At 70.7% G+C, this 23035-nt stretch carries 21 protein-coding genes; 11 read left to right on the top strand and 10 right to left on the bottom strand.

Features of this window, described 5'->3' with window-relative positions; all coding sequences use genetic code 11:
* Positions 1-9 precede the first annotated feature (9 nt).
* The 8 genes from ACAV_RS12105 to msrA form a co-directional block, all read right to left on the bottom strand.
* Positions 10-2157, bottom strand: a complete 2148-nt coding sequence (locus tag ACAV_RS12105; protein WP_013594862.1) for a TonB-dependent receptor — start codon at positions 2155-2157, stop codon at positions 10-12.
* A gap of 152 nt (positions 2158-2309) precedes the next feature.
* Positions 2310-2753, bottom strand: coding sequence for a hypothetical protein (locus ACAV_RS12100; protein WP_157768762.1), 444 nt, complete (start codon positions 2751-2753; stop codon positions 2310-2312).
* Positions 2750-3346, bottom strand: coding sequence for a DUF3299 domain-containing protein (locus ACAV_RS12095; RefSeq protein WP_049791254.1), 597 nt, complete (start codon positions 3344-3346; stop codon positions 2750-2752). The genes ACAV_RS12100 and ACAV_RS12095 overlap by 4 nt, the downstream gene beginning before the upstream one ends.
* Before the next feature lie 61 nt (positions 3347-3407).
* Positions 3408-3689 (bottom strand): hypothetical protein, encoded by a 282-nt coding sequence (locus tag ACAV_RS12090; protein WP_013594859.1) that lies wholly within the window; start codon positions 3687-3689, stop codon positions 3408-3410.
* 55 nt (positions 3690-3744) lie between these two features.
* Positions 3745-5013: an ABC transporter permease gene (locus ACAV_RS12085; protein ID WP_013594858.1), complete on the bottom strand. Its 1269-nt coding sequence runs from the start codon at positions 5011-5013 to the stop codon at positions 3745-3747.
* The gene (locus ACAV_RS12080; protein WP_013594857.1) at positions 5010-5693 is read right to left on the bottom strand and encodes an ABC transporter ATP-binding protein; all 684 of its coding nucleotides are present in this window, start codon (positions 5691-5693) and stop codon (positions 5010-5012) included. Before ACAV_RS12080 ends, ACAV_RS12085 begins: the two co-directional genes overlap by 4 nt.
* Positions 5690-6193: a transcriptional repressor gene (locus tag ACAV_RS12075; RefSeq protein ID WP_013594856.1), complete on the bottom strand. Its 504-nt coding sequence runs from the start codon at positions 6191-6193 to the stop codon at positions 5690-5692. Before ACAV_RS12075 ends, ACAV_RS12080 begins: the two co-directional genes overlap by 4 nt.
* A gap of 83 nt (positions 6194-6276) precedes the next feature.
* Positions 6277-6834, bottom strand: a complete 558-nt coding sequence (msrA, locus tag ACAV_RS12070) for a peptide-methionine (S)-S-oxide reductase MsrA (RefSeq protein WP_013594855.1) — start codon at positions 6832-6834, stop codon at positions 6277-6279.
* A 164-nt stretch (positions 6835-6998) separates the two neighbouring features.
* Between msrA and ACAV_RS12065 the strand changes: the two genes are divergently transcribed.
* From ACAV_RS12065 to ACAV_RS12050, 4 genes are all read left to right on the top strand, one after another.
* The gene (locus ACAV_RS12065; RefSeq protein ID WP_013594854.1) at positions 6999-7727 is read left to right on the top strand and encodes a TetR/AcrR family transcriptional regulator; all 729 of its coding nucleotides are present in this window, start codon (positions 6999-7001) and stop codon (positions 7725-7727) included.
* A gap of 24 nt (positions 7728-7751) precedes the next feature.
* Entirely contained in the window at positions 7752-8462 is a 711-nt protein-coding gene (locus ACAV_RS12060; protein WP_013594853.1) for a protein-L-isoaspartate O-methyltransferase family protein, read from the top strand.
* 17 nt (positions 8463-8479) lie between these two features.
* On the top strand, positions 8480-8830 hold the full coding sequence (locus ACAV_RS12055) for a rhodanese-like domain-containing protein (RefSeq protein WP_013594852.1): 351 nt from the start codon (positions 8480-8482) through the stop codon (positions 8828-8830).
* 108 nt (positions 8831-8938) lie between these two features.
* The gene (locus tag ACAV_RS12050) at positions 8939-10285 is read left to right on the top strand and encodes a TolC family outer membrane protein (RefSeq protein ID WP_013594851.1); all 1347 of its coding nucleotides are present in this window, start codon (positions 8939-8941) and stop codon (positions 10283-10285) included.
* A gap of 36 nt (positions 10286-10321) precedes the next feature.
* Here ACAV_RS12050 and xopAU read toward each other — a convergent pair whose 3' ends face one another.
* Positions 10322-11875 (bottom strand): XopAU family type III secretion system effector serine/threonine kinase, encoded by a 1554-nt coding sequence (xopAU, locus tag ACAV_RS12045; RefSeq protein WP_244875464.1) that lies wholly within the window; start codon positions 11873-11875, stop codon positions 10322-10324.
* Between the two features lie 116 nt (positions 11876-11991).
* Complete coding sequence (locus ACAV_RS12040; protein WP_013594849.1) at positions 11992-14685, bottom strand: bifunctional acetate--CoA ligase family protein/GNAT family N-acetyltransferase; 2694 nt, start codon at positions 14683-14685, stop codon at positions 11992-11994.
* A gap of 253 nt (positions 14686-14938) precedes the next feature.
* Here ACAV_RS12040 and ACAV_RS12035 point away from each other — a divergent pair, with 253 nt between their 5' ends.
* The 7 genes from ACAV_RS12035 (at position 14939) to ACAV_RS12005 (ending at position 23014) form a co-directional block, all read left to right on the top strand.
* Positions 14939-15874: an AraC family transcriptional regulator gene (locus ACAV_RS12035; RefSeq protein WP_013594848.1), complete on the top strand. Its 936-nt coding sequence runs from the start codon at positions 14939-14941 to the stop codon at positions 15872-15874.
* Positions 15875-16133: 259 nt separating this feature from the next.
* Positions 16134-17534: an amidase gene (locus tag ACAV_RS12030; RefSeq protein WP_013594847.1), complete on the top strand. Its 1401-nt coding sequence runs from the start codon at positions 16134-16136 to the stop codon at positions 17532-17534.
* A 56-nt stretch (positions 17535-17590) separates the two neighbouring features.
* Positions 17591-18193 carry a nitrile hydratase subunit alpha gene (gene nthA / locus ACAV_RS12025; protein ID WP_013594846.1) on the top strand — a complete coding sequence of 201 codons (603 nt, stop codon included), beginning with the start codon at positions 17591-17593 and terminating at the stop codon, positions 18191-18193.
* Positions 18194-18252: 59 nt separating this feature from the next.
* Positions 18253-18954, top strand: coding sequence for a nitrile hydratase subunit beta (gene nthB / locus ACAV_RS12020; protein WP_013594845.1), 702 nt, complete (start codon positions 18253-18255; stop codon positions 18952-18954).
* A complete protein-coding gene (locus ACAV_RS12015) occupies positions 18951-20228 on the top strand; it encodes a GTP-binding protein (RefSeq protein WP_013594844.1) in 1278 nt (425 codons plus the stop codon). The genes nthB and ACAV_RS12015 overlap by 4 nt, the downstream gene beginning before the upstream one ends.
* A 29-nt stretch (positions 20229-20257) precedes the next feature.
* On the top strand, positions 20258-21319 hold the full coding sequence (oxdA, locus tag ACAV_RS12010; RefSeq protein ID WP_013594843.1) for an aliphatic aldoxime dehydratase: 1062 nt from the start codon (positions 20258-20260) through the stop codon (positions 21317-21319).
* A gap of 84 nt (positions 21320-21403) precedes the next feature.
* Positions 21404-23014 carry an AMP-binding protein gene (locus ACAV_RS12005; protein ID WP_013594842.1) on the top strand — a complete coding sequence of 537 codons (1611 nt, stop codon included), beginning with the start codon at positions 21404-21406 and terminating at the stop codon, positions 23012-23014.
* Positions 23015-23035 lie beyond the last annotated feature (21 nt).

Raw genomic sequence — 23035 nt, 5'->3', positions numbered from 1 at the left:
CGGGTAACGTCAGAAGTCCACCTTCACGCCCACCTTCAGGCTGCGTCCGGGCAGCGGCGCCTTCGGGAACGCCGTGGTCGTCAGGATAGACGTCGGGCTGTAGGCCAGCTTGTCGGTGATGTTGTCCAGCCGCGCGTACCACAGCGCGGTGCTGCGGGTGGCGCCGAACTGCCACTGCGTGCGGTAGCCGAGCGAGGCGTTCCACAGCGTGTAGGCGCCGGTCGCGCGGGTGCCGTCGTCGGGCACGCGGTCCTGGGCCGCCAGGTAGTCGAAACCCAGCCCCGCGCGCCAGGGGCCGCTCGCCCACAGCAGCGTGCTGCCCAGTCGCAGGGGCGCGATGCGCGGCAGCGGCTGGCCGGTATCGCGGTTGGTGGCGCGCACGATGTCGCCGCGCAGCTGCAGGTCCAGCGTGGAGCCGTCGCCGAGCAGGCGGGATGCCGGGGCCACCAGGCCGCTCTCGCCCACCAGGCGCACGCTGCCGCTGGCCTCCAGGCCGTAGAAGCGTGCGCGCACGCCCTGGTAACGGTACTCTGGCAGCGCGCCATCCGTGCCGGACGGCACCACATCGCCCTCCTCCGAGCGCAGCAGCCCGGTGGGCGTCAGGCCGATGTAGTTGGAGAACTGGCTCAGGAAGGCCGTGGCGGCGAAGCGGTTCGGACCGCTCTTCCAGGCCGCGCCCACATCCACGCTCGTCGCTTTTTCCAGTCCGAGGCCCGGGTCTCCCGTCTCCCAGGCACCCGTGGCGACGTGGGGGCCGTTGGCGAACAGTTCGTAGTCCTTGGGCGCGCGCTGGGTGTACGACAGGTTGGACGTGAGCTGCGAGGCGGGCGTGAGGTTGAACAGCGCGCCCACGGCGGCGCTGTGCGGATGGAAATCGTGCTTGCCCACGGCGAAGCGGTCCACGTCCGGGCTGCCGAAGGACTCGACCGTGTCCCGCTCCGCGCGGGCGCCGAAGGTCAGCTTGCCCCAGTCCATGCCCAGCTCCTCGTGCAGGAACAGCGCGGTGCTGTGGCTGCGGCTGCGGGGCGCGAAGGCCTCTTCGCCCTCGGCCGAGAAGCGCGAGGCCTCGGCCTGCAGGCCGATGACGCCCTGCAGCCGGCCGATGGGCGCGTGCTTCGCCTCCACCCGCAGGTCGTTGCCGCCATTGCGGAACGTGGTGCCGGGAGCGCCGCCTTCGTACTCGGTGTGGCGGTAGTCCGTGTGGCTGGCCTGCACGCGCACGCTCTGCAGCGGGCCCGCGCCGAAGCGCCACAGGCCGTCCAGCGCGTAACGGTTGGAACGCATGCCGATCGTCACGTCGTCTTCGGCCACCGTGCCGTAGTCGCTGCGGTAGGTACTGGCCGACAGGCCCAGGTAGCCCTGGTCGAAGAACGCGGTGCCGCCCACGGCGCCCCCGCGGGTATGGCTGGCGGAGTTGCAGATGCGCCGTGCCAGGCCGGGAGCGCCGGGCTTGGTGCAGGCCAGGTCGATGGGCACGCGCACATCGTCCGTATTGCGGTCGAACACGTCGGCATGCAGGGCGAAGCGGTCGTTGCCGCCCTCCACCATCGCCGCGCCCGCGCGTTCGCCGTTGCCGGTGGCGGCCGAGGCTTCGGCCTTGCCGTCCACGCCGTCCAATGGCTCGCGCGGAATGCGGTTGTCGATCACGTTCACCACGCCACCCACCGCGCTGCCGCCATAGAGCAGCGCCGCCGGGCCGCGCAGCACTTCGATGCGCTCGGTGGTCAGTGCCTCGGTGGGCACGGCATGGTCGAAGCTCAGCGCCGATGCGTCCAGCGTGGCTCCGCTGTTCTGCAGCACGCGGATGCGGTCGCCGTCCAGCCCGCGAATGATGGGCCGGCTGGCGTTGGGGCCGAAGTAGGTGCTGCTGACGCCCGGCAGGCCGTCCAGCGTCTGGCCGAGGGTCGATTCGGTGCGCAGGGTGAGGTCGTCGCCGGACAGCTGGGCCGCGGGCACGACCACCGTGTCGGTGCCCAGCGGATTGCCGGTGACGGTCACCTCGGGCAGGCGCGCCCGGGGCGCGGCGGAGGCGTTGTCGGTGTCGGCGGCCGTTTGCGCACGGGCACCGGAGGCCGCCAGCAGCAGCACGGCACAGGCGAGCGGATGCAGTGCTGCGCGGCCGGAGCGGCCCGGGAAGGAAAGAGCGTTGGAATTCATGACGGACGACGAAAAAGAAAGAGGACACGGCGCCGCGCGCGTGCTGCCCGCATGCCCGGTGCAGGCATGCAGGCGCCACGGCGGGCGCGCGGCGAATGCAAAAAAAGGAGGAAGGCCGCAGCGCCCTGGCGGGTCGAGCGGCGGAGGCCAGGTCAGGCCGCGCGGGAATGCGGTGGCGCGCGGGCCAGGAAAGCGCGCTGCGGCCGCGCGCCCACGCCCGTTGCGGGCAGCTCGTCAGGTGCCGGAGCCGCCGCCGGCATCGCTGCCGGCAACAGCGCCGGCAGCAGGGCCGCCCCGAAGAGCGACTGGTCGAGCAGATGGCAGTCGCTGTCCGCATGGTGCGAGAACAGCGCCTCCAGCAGGCCGGCATCGCGGCCATGCGACGGCGGGATGAGACCGGCGCCGGCGCCCTGCTGCGCCATGGCCGCCACCGGCCCATGCACCACCTGGTGCACGCGGCCCAGCGCCGGAGCGAGCACCAGGGCCGCCGCCAGCCACATCCATAGCGCGAACGCGCGGCCGCGCATCCGCAGGGCGCCTGCCGGTGGCAGCGCGCCCAGGGAGCAGCGGCGGATGGTGGCGGCGGGCCGGGTCACTTCACGGGCTCGGCGTTGACCATGCGATAGAACAGGCCGTACTCGTCATTGCCCAGCGTCTTGAACTCGCCCTGCACCACGATGGGCTCCAGCGAATACGGCACGCCGACGGAGGCCTTCACCTCCACCATGCTCTCCGGTCCGCCGGGAATGCAGAACGCGCAGGTCAGCGGCACGGAGGTCAGCAGGAAATGGCGCTGCAGCGGGCGCGTGTCCATGGGCACCATGAAACCCTGCAGGCGCTGCACCTTGCCGTCCAGCGCTTTCTGCTCGGCATTGAACACGGGCGCGATGCGCGTCTTCAGGGTCTTCTTGGTGAGGTTGGTGAGCGTGGACCAGGGCACGACATCCTCGCGCCGCGGCAAGGGCTTGATCGGGCTCTGCGGGCTGTGGTAACCAGGCCCGGAACCGGCCGGGAGTCCTCCAGGGCCGGGAGGGCCGCCGGGCAGGCCGCCAGTGGGGGGTGCCCCGAGCGGCGACGACAGTGCAGGACCGGCCGCACCCACGCCGCCGGGGACGGGTGCAGCCCCCTGCGCGGCCAGGGTGCCCGTGCATGCCAGGGCACAGGCGAGGATCGAAAGCGGGAATTTCATCGGATGCACGGTGTTCGCGGACGCGATCATCGCATGCGGCACCGGCCCGGGGCCGGCACGCTCAATGCTGGTGCTTCATTCCGCAGAACTTGCCGATGGCCAGGCCCTTGCACGCGGCCTGGAGTTCCTTTACGCACTGGTCGTGCCCCTTGCCGGACTCCAGGCACTTGGCGGCGGCCTCGTGCGCCGCGGCCATGGCCCGGTGGCGCTGGATGTCGGCCTGGATCTCCTTGTCGCCGTGCGCATGTTCCCTGGCATCCTGGGCGTGGGCGGACAGTGCGGCCAGGGCCAGCAGCGGCGCGCAGGCCAGGGCGATGGCGGCGGATCGGAAAGTGCGGTGCATGGAGGTTCCTTTCGAGCAGAGAAAAACAAACAAGGGAGTCAACGGGCTGCAATGTTCAGGGCCGCCCGAGCAGTTCGCCCGCATCGACGCGGTAAGCCTGCAGGGCTGGCAGCAAGGCGGCCAGCACGGCCAGCGCCGCGGCGAGCGCGGGAACGGCCCATTCCCCGGGCAGCCAGACCCAGCCGGTCACGGGCATGGCATGGCGCGCGGCCAGCAGGCGCCCCACCCCTTCGGCCAGCAGGTGCCCGCAGGCCAGGCCGAGCAGCGACGCGATCAGGGCGAGCCACAACGCCTCGCAGAGCAGCAGGCCGCCCACGCGGGCCGGCGGTGCGCCCAGCATGCGCAGCATGGCGAGGTCGGCACGGCGCTCGCGCACCGCGTTCCACAGCGCGATGAACACGCTCAGCGCGGCCACGCCCAGCAGCACGCCGCCGAAGGCGCGCAGCACGTCCGCCCCCACGCCCAGCAAGCCCACGAGCCGGGTGATCTCGACCGCGGGCGATGCGGCCTGCATGGGCGTGCCGCTGTTGATGGCACGCGGCAGCGTCACCGCCGCCAATGGGCTGCGGTAGCGCACCAGGGCCAGCGTGACCTCGCGCTCCTGGCGCAGCACATCCAGGTCGTCCGGGTCGTCGGCCTGCGCGGATTCATGCACCTTCCACACCGATTCCGTGGCGGTGAGCACCAGCCGGTCGAGCACGCAGCCGCACGGCTGCAGCACGCCCACCACGGTGTAGGGGTTGTCGCCATGCGCCTCCCCTCCCGGAGCCAGGCCGTGCGTGCCGACGAAGGACTGCCCCAGCAGCCCGCCCGCCCCGCTGCCGAGGCTGCGTCCGGCATCACCGGCAGCGCGCCGCATCGCCCCAGCCACGGTGGCGCCCAGCACGGCCTCCATGGGGCGGCTCCAGACGCGCCCTGCCGCCCATGCGGCACCGTAGTGGGCGGGATACTCCGGCGTGGTCCCGACGATGCGGTAGCCGGCGAAGCTGTCGCCCAGGCTGAGCGGAACCGCCTGCGCCACGAGCGGATTGCGCTGCAGGGCCTCGAAATCCTGCAGCGCGATGTTGCCGGGCGGCACGTCGATGTGGAACACGCCTGCCAGGATCAGCTGCAGCGGGCTGCCCTTGGCGCCGACCACCAGGTCGATTCCCTGTACATCGCGCTCGAAGCCCCGGTCCACCTGCTCGGACACCAGCAGCACCAGCACCACGGCGGCCAGCCCCAGCGTCAGCAGCAGCAGGTTGAGCGCCGATGCCAGCGGGCGCGACCAGAGGTAGCGCCATGACAGCCGCAGGAATTCGCCGGCACGGGCTGCCGCGCTCATGGCAAGGCCTCCTCGGCCGGGGGCGGTGCCACCCGTTCCAGCGCCACCGCGACGGCCCGGGACGCGAGCGCGTCGATCGCGCGGCGGTCGTGCGTGGCGACCACCAGCGTGGCCCCGCAGCCGGCGGCGCTGCCGGCCAGCAGCGCCAGCGCAGCGGCGGCGGCCTCGTCATCGAGGCTGGCGGTGGGCTCGTCGGCCAGCAGCACGCGCGGCGACAGCAGCACGGCGCGCGCCAGCGCCACCCGCTGGGCCTGGCCACCGGAGAGCTGGTGCGGACGGCGCCGGGCCAGCCCGCCCAGCTCCAGGCGGTCCAGCACCGCGGCGATCGCCCGGTCGTCCCGGGGCAGTCCGGCCGCGAAGAAGGCCAGCGCGAGGTTCTCGGAGACGGTGAGCGCAGGCGACAGGTGCAGCGCCTGAGGCAGGAAGCCGACGGTGCGCGCGCGCCATGCGTCGCGCCCCGCCTGGCCGGGCCGGAGCTCTCCGGCCAGATCCCGGTCCGCCACCACCAGCGTGCCGGCCGATGCCGAGCGCAGGCCGGCAGCCAGGGCCAGCCAGGTGGACTTTCCCGAGCCCGAAGGCCCGCGCAGCAGCAGGCAGCCGCCCTGGGGCAGGTCCACGTCGGGAAAACGCAGGGACGGGCCGCCGGAATGGACGAATTCCAGCCCTCGCGACCGGATCATCCGCGGGTCTCCCCGGCCCCAGCCCCAGCGCATTCCGCGCACCGGCCGCGCACGGAGACATCCGCGGCCAGCTCCGCGTGCCCGGCCTCCGCCAGGGCCTGCAGCACGCGGCGCATGGCGGCGCGCAGCGGAGCCGCCCCGTCGGCGATGCGGAACTGGCGGTGGCATTCGGCGCACTCGAAGCGCGCACCCCAGCGCTCCTGGGAGCTGCCCGCCAGGGTATAGCGCGTCACGCGCTGCGCATCCACATGGCGATCGAGCAGCCCGGCCACGGCGAGGCGGTCCAGCAGGCGATAGACCGTGACGCGGTTGGCCGGCACGCCGCGCCGCTCCAGCGCCGCGACGACCTCCGTGCCCGAGCGCGCGGCCGAAGGGTCGGCCTCCATCAGCGCCAGCACGGCCCGCACGGCCCGCGTGGAGCGCAGGCCCTGCGGCAGCGCACGCTGCGCGGCGGAAGGCGATGGCGCGGACGGGTCCGTGGATGCGGCAGGAATCGGCATGGCGTGCGGCCTGGTGATGCAAGCCTGTTAATGCAATCGTGTTGCATTATGCATCCAGGCCGCACGCCAACGGCCGGCGATGGCTATTCGGGCTTGAGGTAGCGCGCGAACGTCTTGCGGAATTTCTCCACCTTGGGTCCCACCACGAAGGCGCAGTAGCCCTGCTCCGGATGGTTCAGGTAGTAGTCCTGGTGGTAGTCCTCCGCCGGCCAGTAGGACTCCAGCGGCTGCACTTCGGTGACGATCGGCGCACCGAACAGCCGGTCCTGCGACATCTGCCGCACCATGTCCTCGGCCAGTTCCTGCTGCGCGGGCGTGGCGGTGTAGATGCCGCTGCGGTACTGGGTGCCCACGTCGTTGCCCTGCCGGTTGAGGGTGGTCGGGTCGTGCGTGGCAAAGAAGATTTCCAGGATCTCGCGCAGCCCGATGACCTTCGGATCGAAGGTCAGCCGCACCACCTCCGCATGGCCCGTCCTGCCCGAGCAGACCTGCTCGTAGGTCGGGTGCGGCACCTGGCCGTTGGCATAGCCGTTCTCGACGTCGGTGACGCCGCGCACGCGGTCGAAGACGGCTTCGGTGCACCAGAAGCAGCCACCGCCCAGGGTGATGGTTTCGGATGGGGTGTTGTCGGGGCTTTCCATGGTTTTCCTGTGCTGTGTGGAGGGTGGCGTGCCGCCATGCTAGCCATCCGCCCGCCATGCTGCAGTAGGACGCCGTCGCCCTGCCCGTTCCGGCGGTGGATGCCCGGAGAACCGTTGACGCAGCCGAAGCGGGTCGCTACATTACTAACCAGTCAGTCATTAATATGGCCTCCCGCGCTCCCTCCCCTCCTCCGTCTTCAGCGCCATCGCCTCGCCGCGCCCGCCGCAAGGAAGCGCGTCCGGGCGAGTTGCTCGAGGCCGCGCTCGACCTCTTCGTGGAGCGCGGCTATGCCGCCACCAAGGTGGACGAGGTGGCGGCGCGGGCCGGAGTGTCCAAGGGCACCCTGTTCCTGTATTTCCCGAGCAAGGAAGACCTCTTCAAGGAAGTCGTGCGACAGAACCTGGCGCGGCATTTCGCCGAATGGGACGTGGAGATCGAGCACTATCCCCACAGCACCTCCGAACTGCTGCGCCATGCCTATGAACTCTGGTGGACGCACATCGGTGCCACCAAGGCCTCCGGCATCTCCAAACTCGTGCTGAGCGAGGCGCACAACTTTCCGGACATCGCGGCCTTCTACCGCGACGAGGTCGTGCTTCCCAGCCACCGCCTCATCCGCCGCCTGCTCGAGCGCGGCGTGCAGCGGGGCGAGTTCCGCGAACTCGACCTCGACTGCGCCGTGCAGGTCGTGGCCGCGCCGCTCGTGTTCATGATGATGTGGCGCCATTCGGGCGTCTGCATGCCGGAGTCGGACGAGGTGACGCCTCAGCGCTTCATCGACGCGCAGGTGGACAACCTGCTGGCGGGCTTCTGCGTGCGGCAGGACGGGGTTGCCGCAGTGCCGCAGGCACGGCAGCCGGACTGCGCGCCTAAAATCGACGATTTGTCCTGATCCCGTGCACCGGAGAAATCCCCCATGACCCTTCCCTACAACACGACCGCCGACGCCAGCGATCCCGTGACGCTGTCCCGCTACAACATGATCGAGCAGCAGATCCGCCCGTGGAACGTGCTCGACACCGATGTGCTGGATCTGCTGAACGTCGTGCGCCGCGAGGATTTCGTGCCCCCCGCGTACCGCGGCATGGCGTTCATGGACATGGAGATCCCGCTCAACCCCTCCGCCGAGGAAGCCCAGCGCCTGGGCCAGTGCATGCTGGCCCCGCGCGTGGAAGCCCGCATGCTGCAGGACCTGCAGGTCAAGCCGACCGACCGGGTGCTGGAGATCGGCGCCGGCTCCGGCTACATGGCGGCGCTGCTCGCGCACCGCGCGGAGCATGTGGTCACGCTGGAGATCGTGCCCGACCTGGTGGAATTCGCCCGCGAGAACCTGCTGAGCGCCGGCATCGACAACGTGACGGTGCGCCAGGGCGACGGCGCGCGCGACGCCATCCCGGACGGTCCGTTCGACGTCATCGTGCTGAGCGGCTCGGTGCATGAAGTGCCCCAGCACCTGCTGGCGCTGCTGCGCGAAGGCGGCCGCCTGGCGGCGATCACCGGCGACGAGCCCGTGATGCGCGCCACCTTCGTGCGCCGCACGGGCGACCGTTTCGCGGCCACCCAACCGTGGGATACCAACGCATCGCGCCTGCTGCATTTCCCGGAGCGCCCCCGCTTCACCTTCTGACACAGGATCTCTCTTCCATGATCGACCAAGTACGTCCCGCCCAGCTCGACGCATGGTTCTCCGCCCAGGCCGGCGGTGGACGCCCCCTGGTGCTGGACGTGCGCGAGCCCTGGGAACTGCAGACCGCGAGCGTGCGCGCTCCGGAAGGCGGCGGATTCGACATCGCCGCCATTCCCATGGGCGAGATCCCCGCCCGGCTCGGCGACCTGGATGCGGAGCGACCCGTCGCGTGCCTGTGCCACCACGGCATGCGCAGCCTGCGGGTGGCGTCTTTCCTCGAACAGCACGGATTCCAGCGGCTGGCCAACATCTCGGGCGGCATCGACGCCTGGTCGCACGAGCGCGACCCCGGGGTGCCCCGCTACTGACATCGCGGTGACGGCTCCGCGTCCGCCTTCCAGGAGGCCGGGCGGGATCCCTGCCGCCCGAACGGTCCGCTTCACAGTTCATCAGCCAGGAAGAGACGCTTGTCCGCCATGACCTCCCGACGCACGCAACTGCATTCCCGCCGCGCCGCCTGCGCACTGGCCTTCGTCCTCGCGGCGGCGGCCGGAACCGTCTCCGCGCAGAGCCTGCCGGAGCTCTACGAACTGGCACAGGGCTACGACGCCCCGCTGCAATCGGCGCTGGCCGATGCACAGGCCGCGGGCAGCCGCGCGGAGCAGGCGCGCGCCGGCCTGCTTCCGAGCGCGGGACTCTCGGCGGGCACCTCCTATACCCGCACCGACGTGAATCGCCCGCCACTGGATATCGGCACGCCGCAGCAGGCGGCGGGCATCACGGCCTCGCAGCCGCTGTACCGCCCCGCCAACCGCATCGCCTTCGAGCAGGGGCAGCGCGGCGCCGACATCGCCCAGGCCCGGGTCGAGGCCGCGCGCCAGGACCTGGTCGTGCGGCTGGCGCAAGCCTATTTCGACGTGCTGGCGGCCCGGGACACCCTCACCTTCCTGCGGGCCCAGAAAGCCGCGGTGTCGGAACAGCGGGCTTCGGCGCAGCGCAATTTCGAGGTGGGCAACGCCACCATCACCGATTCGCGCGAGGCCCAGGCGCGCTTCGACCTCGTCGAGGCACAGGAGATCGCGGCGGACAACGACCTGCGCGTCAAGCAGCTCGCGCTGGATCAATTGGTGGGCCGGCCGGGCGTCTCTCCCCTGCCCCTGGCGCAGCCCGTGCAGTTGCCCACGGTGGCGCCGGCCGATGCGGAGGCGTGGGTGCGGACGGCGGACGAGCTGCAGCCGCAGTTGCGCCAGGCCACCATCGCGCTGGATGTGGCGCGGCTGGAAACGCGCAAGGCCGAAACCGGCCACCTGCCCACGGTGGACCTGCAGGCGGGCTACAACGTGGTCCGCAACCCCAACGGCACCACCACGCTCCCGCACATTCACTCCACTGCCCGCGCCGCCACGGTCGGCGTGCAGATGACGCTGCCGCTGTTCGCGGGCTTCGCGGTGCAGAACCGCATCCGCGAAACCCTGTCGCTCGAAGACAAGGCCCGCGCGGACCTGGAAAACGCCCGCCGCACGGTGGCGCAGGCCGTGCGCAGCGCCTTCTTCGGCGTGCAGTCCGGCCAGGGCCAGGTCCGTGCGCTGGAAGCCGCGGAGGCATCGAGCCAGAGCGCGCTGGACGCCAACCGCCTGGGCTACCAGGTGGGCGTGCGGGTGAACATCGATGTGCTCAATGCACAGAGCCAGCTCTACCAGACCAAGCGCGACCTGGCCCAGGCGCGCTACAACGTGCTGCTGGGCACGCTCAAGCTGCGCCAGGCCGCAGGCACGCTGGCGCCCGAAGACCTGCGGGCCGTGGACGCGATCACCGCGCATTGACACCCCCAGTGGCGGACGCCGTGGGGCGGCCTGCCCTCATCCCGGCGGCGTTTCGGGGTTCAGTACCTTCTCCACCGTGGCACGCGTCAATGCGCGGGGCTCCAGCTCCTGCAGGAACGGGTCGCCCAGCAGCTCCTCGGCCGTGCTGCGGGCGTCCGGTTGCCGGCCGATCATGCGGTTGATGAACCGCACCGCCGCGTCCAGCCGGCCGGGCACGAGCGCCCTCAATGCCGGCGCGAACGGAAAGTCCTCCACGGTCCGCGATCCGGACATGCCCGCCATGCCAAGACGGTACGCTGGCGTCTTGAGCAGGCGCACCAGCAACTGGGCCGCCGCATACACGTCGCTGCGGTGGTCCGCCCGAGCGGCGTGCATGTCCATGTAGCCTGCAGTGCCCTGCGCCCTCGGGCCGCCCGGCTCTGCGCCCTGCCCCATGTCCAGCAACCGGAACATGCCGCGCTGCCGGTCGTACATCACGTTGTTGTGGGAGATGTCCTGGTGGACCACGCCTTCGTCGTGGAACCGCGCGAGGGCGATGAGCACGTCCGCGATCATGGTGCGCGCCATCTCCATATGCGCCGGCGCTGCGACGTCGCCGTCTTCCAGGGCATACGAGGCCTCGCCGATCAGTTCGCCGGCCGGCACGCCGTCGATCCGCTCCGACAGGATGCCCAGCCGGCTCCCGATCTGGACGAGCCCGCGCACCTGCATGACCTGGGACGTTCCCCGCAGCGAGATGGCCACCTGGAACTCCTGGTGGATGCGGTCCGTGTGCGCCGCTATGGCTTGCCGGAGGCCCTCGCCATCCTGCGGCGCCTGCGCATGCAGCCGCGGTGGCAGACGGTCTTCGGGATCGAGCGAGAGCATGGCCTTGAACACGAAGTCTCGTCCATGGTCCTCTCCGCCCTGCATGAAATTTCTTGCCAGCCGGACGGCATATACCTCGCCGGACGCGCCGCCCCCGATGCGCTGCCATGCGGGTCCGGCAGCGTCCGGCCCGTCCCAGGCCGTGTCGAGATCGACCCGCTCGAACCCCTGCTGCACCTCGGCCGCGCCCGGCTTCAGCGCCGCCAGCCGCGCTTCCCAGCCGGGCGGGCTGCCCATGGAATGCACCACGTGCGGACTCAGGACGCCCGCACCGGAGGATGCACGCAGTTCCGCCTGCATCCGGCGCTCCCGCCGCAATGCGCGGACGGGGCTCCAGCAGTCACCGTCGCGTTCGCGGGCGATCGGCGTGGACGGGTCCAGCAGGGATGCCAGCGAGGGCGGCTGGCTGCTGCCCGCACCGTGCGAGGGGCTGGCGCGCCCCGCCCCGGGCCGTCTCCCATGATCGAAAGACGATGGCGAGCGCGGGAGAACGAAGGTGCTGGCGCGGCGCAGGGCATCGAGCGGTGCCAGCCGCGGTGCGCGCTCCGCCGATGGCCCCTCGCCGGACTGCCCGCGCCGGCGTGCCAGCAGCGGCACATGGGCGACGGCGTGCGGCCCGGGCGGGCGCGGCGGGCCGGTGGGAGCCGCCTCCGGGTTCGCAGTCCCCTCGCCGTCACGGGCAGGGCGTACCGAGGGAATGGAGAGCGGAGGCAGGCCGGCCATGGTCGTGGTGGAGGGGATCCTGGTGGAGGCCCCGATTGCAGCGATGGCAGCGGCGCCGCGCCATTTCCCTCCCGAAGCGCCGCACCCGGCGCCGAAGCGGCACCGGGCCGGGTGCATCACAACTGGTGCGCCACCAGCTTGAAATCCGGATCGTCCGGATAGGCACGCACCTCGAAGCCCAACCGGCGCATGAGCTTGAGCATGCTCGGGTTGCCGGCCAGCACCAGGCCCTGGATCTCGGTAAGGCCCTTGTCGCGCGCGGCCTCCATGATGCTCAGCATGAGCCGCGATCCCAGTCCGCGGCCGTTGAAATCGTCGGCCACCACCAGCGCGAATTCGCAACTGGTCTGGTCCGGATTCGTCACGTAGCGCGATACGCCGACGATGCGCTCGGTATTGCGGATCTCTCCGTCCTCGCCCGCGCTGCGCTCGCGGTGCACGGCAACCAGGGCCATCTCGCGGTCGTAGTCGATCAGCGTGAAGCGCGCCAGCATGGATGCGGGCAGTTCCGCGATCTGCGATATGTAGCGGAAATACCGGCTCTCCGGCGACAGCTCCTTCACCAGCCGCTGCAGCATCTGCGCGTCGTCGGGCCGCACGGGCCGCACCAGGAACTCGCCCCCGCCGCGCATCGGCCAGAGCTGCTCGTAGCGCGCCGGGTACGGCAGGATCGCCAGGTGCCCGTAGCCCTCGCTGCGGCCGGTGGCGCCCTGGGCGGTGTCGCGCACCACGATGCGCGCATCCACCGCGACCACGCCGCCGGCATCCACGATCAGGGGGTTGATGTCCATCTCGCGCAGCTGCGGCAGCGCGCACACCATTTCCGACACGCGCAGCAGGGTCTGTTCCAGCGCGTCACGGTCCACGGCGCTGGCGCCGCGCCATTCGCCCAGCGTCTCTGCCACGCGCGAACGCTCGATGAGCCGGCGTGCAAGGAACTGGTTGAGCGGCGGCAACTCCATCGCGCGGTCGTCGATCAGCTCGATCATGGTGCCACCCGCGCCGAAGGTGATCACCGGCCCGAACGGGTCATCCGTCACCAGGCCGATGCAGATTTCGCGCCCGCGCCGCGCCCGGGCCATCTTCTGCACCGTCACCCCGTTGATGCGCGCGCCGGGCTGCAGGCGGGCCACCCGCTGCACCATGTCGGTATAGGCATCGCGCGCGGCCGTGCCCGTGTGGATGTCCAGGGCCACCCCGCCCACGTCCGACTTGTGCGCGATGTCCGGTGAATCAATCTTCAGCGCCACCGGGAAGCCCAGCTGCGTGGCGATCATCATCGCCTCGTGCGCGCTGCGCGCGAGCAGCGTCTTGGTGACCGGCACCTGGAAGGCCGCGAGCAGCGTCTTGGACTCCATCTCGGTCAGCACATGGCGGCGCTCGGCCAGCACGCTTTCGATCATCAGGCGCGCGCCTTCGATGTCGGGCTTGGAGAGGGCCGACAGCGGCGGCGGCGTCTGCTGCAGCAACTGCTGGTTCTGGTAGAACGAGGCGATGTTGCCGAAGGCCCCCACGGCGGCTTCGGGCGTGCGGAAGTTCGGAATGGCGGCGGCGCGCAGCACCTCGCGCGCCGGCCCCACGGTGGCGTCGCCCATCCAGCAGGCGAGCAACGGCTTGCCCATGAGGCGCTTGGCATCGGCCAGCGCCTGCGCGACCTCCGTGGAGTCGGTGCCGGGCTTGGGCGAATGGATGGCCAGCACGCCGTCGATCTGCCGGTCCTTCTCGGCCGCCTCGATGGCGGCGCGGTAGTGCGCGGGCCCGGCCTCTTCCGACAGGTCGATCAGGTCGGCGAGCGAGGCCAGGGGCGGCAGTTGCGGCGCCAGCGCGCGCGCGGCATCGGGCGACAGGCGTCCCATCTCCAGCAGGATCTCGTTCACCCAGTCGGCGGCGAGCACGCCCGGACCGCCGCCATTGGTGATCAGGGCCAGCCGCCGGCCCACCGGCCGGTAGCGCGACGCCAGGCACTTGGCCGCGGAGAACAGCTCCACGAACGAGCGCACGCGCACCGCGCCGGCGCGGCGCAGTGCGGCATCGAACACGTCGTCGCTGCCCACGATGGTGCCGCTGTGGGTCTGGGCGGCCTCGTTGCCGGCGGGCTTGCGGCCGGCCTTGAGCACCACCACGGGCTTGGCGTTGGCGGCCGAGCGCAGCGCGCTCATGAAGCGCCGCGCGCTGCCGATGCCCTCCATATACACCACGATGCTCTGCGTGCGCCCGTCGTTGGCCAGGAAATCCAGCACCTGGGCGATGTCCACGTCGGTGTTCGGCCCCAGCGACACCACGGTGGAAAAGCCCACGGCATTCTTGTGCGCCCAGTCGAGGATGGACGCCGTGAGCGCGCCGGACTGGCACACGAGCGCCAGCGAGCCCTCGCGCGCCAGCGGCCCGGCCGCGCTCGCGTTGAGCTGCAGGTGCGGCCGCTGCAGGCCCAGCGAGTTGGGTCCGAGCAGGTGCACCCCCTCGCGGCGCGCGATCTTCTTGAGCTTGAGCGCACCGTCGGCATCCATGCCGTGCGACAGCACCAGCGCGGCACGGCAGCCGATGCGGCCTGCGACTTCGAGCGCGGCGGCCGTGTCCTGCGGCGGCAGCGCGATCACGGCCAGGTCGGCGCGCGTCTGCGCCAGGTCGGCCAGCGTGCCGCTGGTATGGATGTCGAGGAACTGCAGCGTGCCCGTGAAACGCTGCGCGCGCAGCGCCTCGTGCAGGGCGCGCGCGGCGGGGGTGAGGGTCTCGGGTGCGTCCGCGCGCCCCGCCAGCACGGCGATGGAACTGGGCGCGAACAACGGGGTGAGGTAGTGCTTGTCGAGCATGTCGGGCGGCGGTCCCGCGGGGAAGGCGCGGGACAAGGAACGGTCTGCCGTCGATTGTGCGCCACGGCAACCGCCATGCGCTGAGCGGTGTCAGAACGCATGCACGGGGCCGGAGTCACGTTCCCGGGGTAACTCCGGATGGATGGCAAGGCACGGATTCTGCTTAATGGCACGCTACTGCAGAGCGCGCGGGCCATTCTGGTGCAGGGGCCGGTGCGAGATGTCGATCAGCTACTCCTTTTTGAGGCAGCCCATGGGTGTGCTTGACTATTCCACATCGGATGTCGAAGCCAAACGTCGCTTCGACTACTGGAATGACGTTGTCTGCCGGCATTGCGTCCCCGCCGCGAGCAAGATGCTGGGCCATGGCGCCTTCGATGCCCGGCTGCAGGTGCGCTCGCTGGGGGCGGTGGACGTGAGTTCCATGGCGGCACCATCCCACCACTGGACCCGTGCCGCCGACCACCTGCGCAGCGGCCCGGACGACGACCTGTGGCTCGCCCTCATGGCCGACGGCGAAGCGGGGATCCGGCAGCACGACCGGTGCGCGGTCATGGGTCAGGGCGACATGGTGCTGTACGACGCGGCACGGCCCTTCGGCTTCACGCTCTCCGCCCGTTCCCTCCACCTGCTGCGCCTGCCGCGCCGCGCCCTGCTGCAGCGCTGCCCGGGCGCCGAGCGCTTCACGGCGCAGGTCATCGACGCCGGCCAGCCCGCGGCCAGCCCGCTGCGCACCATGATCGAGCAGGCGGCATCCATCGACTTCGACCGCACCCGGGCGCATGCTGCCGCCCAGGTCGGCAGCACCCTGCTGGATCTGGTCGCCGTGGCACTGGAGCTGCAGATGGGCGGCGACGTGGGGCGCCCTGGCGAGCACGATCTCCATGGCCGCATCGTCACCTACATACAGCGCCATTTCGACGATCCGGAACTGTGCCTGGACAGCCTGGCGGCTGCGCATGGCGTGTCGTCCCGCACCGTCACCCGGGCATTCGCGCGCCATGCGCAGACGCCCATGGGCCTCGTCTGGCAACTGCGCCTGGAGGCCAGCCAGCGCGCCCTTGCCGAAGGACGCTCCCGCAGCGTCACGCAAGCCGCGTTCGACCATGGCTTTTCCGACGTGTCCCACTTCAGCCGTGCGTTCCGCAAGGCCTTCGGCTGTGCGCCGCACACGCTGATACGCGGCTGACCGGCAGCCACCGTGGCCGGCCGCGCCGCGGGCCGCTGCCTCCCTTTGCCCATACGCCCGGCCGGCCTGCATGGCCGGCGGGGCGCCGCTGCCGCATGGCGGCATGCCGGACCCGGTGTCCTTTCCGGACAAACGGTGCGTCCTCGCCAGTCCAGTGCGCCGGCCGCAGCGGACATACCTTAGACACATCGGCGCGCAGTGCGGAACCCCGGCCTGTCCTTCCGCCGATATCCACGGTAACGCTGCGAGGAGCACACAATTGGCGCACACGGAACTTCACTATCTCGAACTGCTGGAAGTCGGCAGGCAGATCCAGTCGCGAGAGCGTTCGTCGCTGGAGGTCACGCAGGCCATGCTGGAGCGCATCGGCCGCATCGATGCGAAGCTGCACAGCTACGCCACCCTGATGGCGGACCACGCGCTGCGGGATGCGCGGCAGGCCGATGCGGACATCGCAGCGAACCGGGCACGCGGCCCGCTGCACGGCGTGCCGATCGCCGTGAAGGACCTTCTCTGGACGCAGGGTGTTCCTTCGGCCCATGGCATGACGATCCACAGGGACTACCGGCCGCAGGAAGATGCCACCGCCGTGCGCCGCCTGCGCGAGGCCGGCGCGGTGCTGCTGGGCAAGCTGCAGCAGACCGAGGGCGCGTTCGCCGACCACCATCCGCAGGTCGTCGCACCGCTGAATCCCTGGGGCGACACGCTGTGGCCGGGTGCATCGTCCAGCGGCTCCGGCGTTGCCACGGCGGCAGGACTGTGCTTCGCCTCGCTGGGCACGGACACGGGCGGCTCGATCCGCTTTCCGTCGGCCGCGAACGGGGTGACCGGGCTGAAGCCGACCTGGAGCCGGGTGAGCCGCCATGGGGCCTTCGAACTGGCAGCCTCCCTCGACCACATCGGACCCATCGCACGCAGCGCGGCCGATGCCGCGGCGGTGCTGCAGGTGATCGCCGGCGCCGACCCGAAAGACCCGACGGCCAGCCAGGAGCCCGTGCCCGACTACCTCGCGCAGATGACCCGGGGCCTGAACGGCCTGCGCGTGGGCATCGACCGGGCCTGGACGCTGGACCGCGCCGACGCCCCGACGCGGGCGGTACTGCAGTCGGTGCTGGAGCTGGTCGAACCGCTGGGAGGCAGCCTGCGCGAAGTGGACTTCCCCGACGCAGAGCAGGCCCTGCAGGACTGGACGCCGCTGTGCGCCGTGGAAACCGCCGTGGCGCACGAGGCCACCCATCCCTCCCGCGCGGCCGAGTATGGCCCGGGCCTGTCGGCGGTGATCGAGATGGGCCGCCAGATCAGCGCGACCGAGTACCAGAAGCTCTGGCTGCGCCGCGCCGAATTCCGCGGCCGCGTCAATGCCGTCTTCAAGGATGTGGACCTGCTGCTCATCCCGGCCACGGCGGTGGTCGGCGCCAGCATGGAGCTGATGACACGCTTCGGCACGGATGCCCAGCTCTTCTCCGACATGCTGCGCTACACCTGCCCTTTCGACTCCACGGGCCACCCCACCATCACCCTGCCCGGCGGGCGCACGCCCCATGGCGCACCGGTGGCCTTCCAGTTCGTCGCGCCGCACTTCGCCGAAGCGCTGCTGGTGCGCGCCGGCTGGGCCTGGCAGCGCGCCACCGACTGGCACCGGCTGCATCCGGCGCTCTGACACCCGACGGCGCTCTTTCCTCCCCATGTGTTTCCCGAACCCACAGGAGATATCCCATGCCCCACGATGCCTATCCCACCGTTGACACCACCACGCCGGCGCAGCGCGCCTTCGCGCTGGAGGCGGCACTGAAGAAGAAGAACCTGATCCCCGAAGGCTACATCGAAGGATTCAAGGACCTGCTGGGCCGCCAGTTCAGCCCCGCCAACGGCGCGCAGGTGGTGGCGCGCGCCTGGACCGACCCGGCCTACCGCGAACTGCTGCTGCGCGACGGCACCGCCGCCTGCGCCGAGTATGGCTTCACCGGCCCGCAGGGCGAGTACATCGTGGCCATCGAAGACACGCCCACGGTGAAGAACGTCATCGTCTGCAGCCTGTGCTCATGCACCAACTGGCCGGTACTGGGCCTGCCGCCCGAGTGGTACAAGGGCTTCGAGTACCGCGCCCGCCTGGTCCGGGAGGGACGCACGGTGCTGCGCGAACTGGGCACCGAACTGCCAGACAACGTCACCGTGCGGGTCTGGGACACCAGCGCCGAAACACGCTACCTCGTCCTGCCCATGCGCCCGGCAGGTACCGAGCACATGGACGAAGCGCAACTGCGCCAGCTCGTCACCAAGGACGTGCTCATCGGCGTCGCCCTGCCCCGCGTGGCCTGACGCCGCGCCCGCTCCCCCAGCACAGTCCCCTCACATCCACGCTCCCACGGAGGTTCGACATGGACGGCTTTCACGATCTCGGCGGATTCCAAGGCTTCGGCAAGGTGCCGCACACCATCAACAGCCTGGACTACCAGAAGGTTTTCAAGGAAGACTGGGAACACCTGGGCTACTGCCTGCTGTTCCTCGGCGCGGCGCACCTGCAGAAATTCAGCATCGACGAGGTGCGCCATGCCGTCGAACGCATCGACGTGCGCCAGCACGTCGGCACGCGCTATTACGAGCGCTACGTCATCGCGGTGGCCACGCTGCTCGTGGAAACGGGCGTGCTCACGCAGCAGGAGCTGGACGAGGCCCTGGGCTCGCCCTTCAAGCTCGCCAATCCGGCGCATTCCCCAGGCCGCGCGGCGGTGACCGGGCGGGCCCCCTTCGAGGTGGGCGACCGGGTGGTGGTGCGCGACGAATACTTCAGCGGCCACATCCGCTGCCCGGCCTACGTGCGGGGCAAGCAAGGCGTGGTCCTGCACCGCACGACTGAAAAATGGCCGTTCCCCGACGCCATCGGCCACGGTGACGCCAGTGCCGAGCACCAGCCCACCTACCACGTGCAATTCAGCGTCCGCGACCTTTGGGGCAGCGCTGCCGACGACGGGCTGGTGGTGGTGGACCTGTTCGAGAGCTATCTCGACAAGGTGCCGGCCGCCAGCCCGGCTGCTGCCCCTGCGGAGCGCCGGCCGGCAGCGCACACCGTCGCGGCATGACGGCAGCGCTCCATGCTGCCAGGCCCGGCGAGGTGGGAGGCAGCCCGGCCACGCCGCTGCCGCCCCGGCTGCCCGTCACGGTGCTCTCGGGCTTCCTGGGCGCCGGCAAGACCATGCTCTTGCAGCACATCCTGCACAACCGCAGCGGGCTGCGCGTGGCCGTCATCGTGAATGACATGAGCGACGTGAACATCGACGCTGGCGACCTGCGGCGCGATGTGGCACTGCACCGCGGCAGCGACGAGCTGGTGGAAATGACCAACGGCTGCATCTGCTGCACGCTGCGCGCCGACCTGCTGGCATCGGTCAGTGCCCTGGCCCGGGAAGGCCGCTTCGACTACCTGCTGATCGAATCCACCGGCATTTCCGAGCCACTGCCCGTCGCGGAGACCTTCGCGTTCCTGGATACCGACGGTTTCTGCCTCAGCGAACTGGCGCGGCTCGACACCCTCGCTACCGTGGTGGACGGCAGCCGGTTCCAGGCATGGCTGGCTGCGCCCGACACCGTACCCACCGCCGACGGCGCGGCCGAACGCCCGCTCGCCGCCCTGCTGACCGAGCAGGTGGAGTGCGCCAACGTGATCCTGGTCAGCCGCTGCGACCTGATCGGCGAGGCCGGATTCGCCGAACTCCGCGCCCTCCTTTCGGCCCTCAACCCCGCGGCCCGCATCCTGCCCATGGCGAACGGCCAGGTGGATCCGCGCGAACTCCTGGACACGGGGCTTTTCGATCTGCCCAGCCTCGCCCGCGCACCGGGGTGGATGCGCCGCATGGAGGTGGCCGACCAGGGCGAATCCGAGTCGGACAGCTTCGGCATCGCGTCCTGGGTGTATCGCGAGCGCGCGCCCTTCCACCCCCAACGCCTGCTGGACTGGCTCGACCGGCCCTGGGCCCGGGGACGGCTGCTGCGCTGCAAGGGCTACTTCTGGATGGCCAGCCGCCCTGCGGAGATCGGCATGCTGGTGCAGACCGGCGGCGCGTTCCGCTGGGACTACGTCGGCCGCTGGTGGCGATTCGTGCCCCGCGAAGCATGGCCGGCGGACGAGCCCCGCCTGGCCGCCGTCCTGCAGCACTGGCAGGAGCCCGCGGGCGACTGCCGCCAGGAAATCGTGTTCATCGGCCAGCACCTCGACCACGACGCGCTGCGCCGGGAGCTCGACGCCTGCCTGCTCACGCCCGCCGAAATCGCCGAAGGGCCGGATACCTGGCCCCTGCTGCCCGGCGCTGCGCCCTTCGATGCCCGCGCCGGCCTCGGCGACCGCCCCGGGCCGTGAAAAACCCGCCCCCCACAAGGAGCCCTCTCATGGAATCAGCGATCCCTCCCCGCCTGCAATGCCCCCGCTCGCTCTCGCGCCGGGTGGCGGACGACTACCAGCCGCCCTTTCCGATGTGGGTGGCGCGCCCGCAGGCCGACCTGCAGCAGGTCGTGATGGCCTATTTCGGCATCCAGTACCAGGGCGAAGCGCAGAAGCCGCGTGCCCTCGCCGTGCTGCGCGAATGGGTCGCCGCCTTCGGTGCGCCAGACGGCCCCCTCCGGCACGACCTGACGCACCACATCGATGCCCAGGGGTACGACAACCTCATCGCCGTCGGCTACTGGCGCGACCCGGAGGCCCACCGGCGCTGGATGCAGGCGCCCGCACAGGCCGGCTGGTGGAACGCGCCGGAGCGACTGCAGGAAGGCCTCGGGTACTTCCGCGAAGTGAGCGCGCCGCGTGCCGAACAGTTCGAGACCCTCTACGCCTTCCAGGATGCGCTGCCCGGCGTGGGCGGGGTGATGGAGTCCACCAGCGGAGACATCCAGGAGCACGGCTACTGGGGATCGATGCGCGACCGCTTTCCCGCGTCCCAGGTGGACCGCATGCAGGCACGCGGCACCCTGCTCATTGCAGAGGGCGACCCCGCGCACGGCGGCCGCGTGGTGGTAAGGGGCCACGACAACATCGCGCTGATACGGTCCGGCCAGGACTGGATGGAAGCGGAGGCCGAGGAACGCCGGCTCTACCTCGAGGACATAGAGCCCACCCTGCACGCCGGCATGGACTTCCTGCGCGACCAGGGCGCGGCCGTGGGCTGCTACAGCAACCGCTACGTGCACAACATCGACCTGGACGGCCGCCGGCTCGACCAGAGCTACAACATCGGCCACTGGCGTTCGGTGGACCTGCTGGAGCGGTGGGCAGAGTCCCACCCGACCCACCTGCGCATCTTCGGCACCTTCTTCAAGGTGGCGGCCGGTCTCTCCAAGCTCAGGCTATACCATGAGGTGTCGGTCAGCGATGCGGCCAGCCAGCATTTCGAGTACATCCAGTGCCACCCGGCCACCGGCATGATGCGCGATGCCCGGCTCCAGGCACCGGCCTGAACGGCGCAGCCGCTGCCAGCGACCCTGCCGCGCCGCGCGAGGCCTGCGACGCGCCCCAAACAACAACCCAGGAGACTTTCTTTCATGCAGGACTATGCCACCCGGATCCGTGATTTCGATGCCGCCCGCATGGCGCGCGACGTGCTCTCGGGCCGCCCCGAGGCGATGAATGCATGCGTCGAATGCTGCGACCGCCACGCCGGCGCCGGCGCGGTCGCGCTGCACTGGATCGGCCGCGACGGCCAGCGGGCCGAATGGACTTTCGAGCAGTTGCAGCAAGCCTCGGCCCGCCTCGCCGGCCATTTCCACGCGCAGGGCATCCGTGCCGGCGACCGCATTTCGGGCCTGCTGCCGCGCACGCCCGAACTGCTCGTCACCATCCTGGCCACCTGGCGGATCGGCGCGGTCTATCAACCGCTCTTCACCGCCTTCGGCCCCAAGGCCATCGAGCACCGCGTGCAGAGGGCGGCGTCGAAGCTGGTGGTGACCGATGCCGCGCAGCGCCCCAAGATGGACGACGTGGCCGGCGCCCCCCCGGTGCTCACCGTGGACGGCGATTTCTGGCCGCTGCTGGATGCCTATCCGCCCCACTTCGATCCCGTGCTGCGCAGCGAGGACGACCCGTTCCTGCTGATGTTCACCTCCGGCACCACCGGCCCGGCCAAGCCCCTGGCCGTGCCGCTCCGCGCCATCGTCGCCTTCGTCGGCTACATGCGCGACGCGGTGGACCTGCAACCCGAAGACCGTTTCTGGAACCTGGCTGATCCGGGCTGGGCTTACGGCCTCTACTACGCGGTGACCGGACCGCTGGCCCTGGGGCATGCCACCACGTTTTACGAAGGCCCTTTCACGGTGGAAAGCACCTGCCGCGTCATCCGCGAACTGGGCATCACCAACCTGGCCGGCTCCCCCACCGCCTACCGCCTGCTCATGGCATCGCGCGAAGTGGTGGAACCCGCGCTGCGCGGGCAGTTGCGCGCCGTGAGCAGCGCGGGCGAGCCGCTCACGCCGGAGGTCATCCGCTGGTTCGCCGAAAGCCTGGACTGCACCATCCACGACCACTACGGCCAGACCGAACTGGGCATGGTGCTGTGCAACCACCACGCGCTCGCGCACCCGGTGCGGCGTGGTGCGGCCGGCTTCGCCTCGCCGGGCCACCGCGTGGTGGTGCTGGACGACGAGGGCCGGGAACTGCCCGTGGGCCAGCCGGGCACACTGGCGGTGGACGTGTCGCAGTCGCCGCTCTTCTGGTTCGGCGGCTACGAAGGCACGGCGCGCCAGCCATTCCAGGGCCCCTATTACCTGAGCGGAGACACCGTGGAGCTCAACGACGACGGCAGCATCAGCTTCGTCGGCCGCGCGGACGACGTGATCACCACCTCGGGCTACCGGGTCGGCCCGTTCGACGTGGAAAGCGCGCTCATCGAGCATCCTGCCGTCATCGAGGCTGCGGTGATCGGCAAGCCCGATCCGGAGCGCACCGAACTGATCAAGGCCTTCGTCGTGCTGCATGCCGGCTTCCAGGGCGACGACACCCTGGCCGAAGCCCTGCGCCAGCACGTGCGCAAGCGCCTGTCGGCCCACGCTTACCCACGGGAGATCGCCTTCGTGCAGGAACTGCCCAAGACACCCAGCGGGAAGATCCAGCGCTTCCTGCTGCGGCGGCAGGAGGCGGAGCAGGCACAACCCGGCTGAGCGGTCAGGCGATGGACCTGG

It is taken from the genome of Paracidovorax avenae ATCC 19860, assembly GCF_000176855.2.
GTDB lineage: Bacteria > Pseudomonadota > Gammaproteobacteria > Burkholderiales > Burkholderiaceae_C > Paracidovorax > Paracidovorax avenae.
This window is presented reverse-complemented; position numbering and strand designations above follow the sequence as displayed.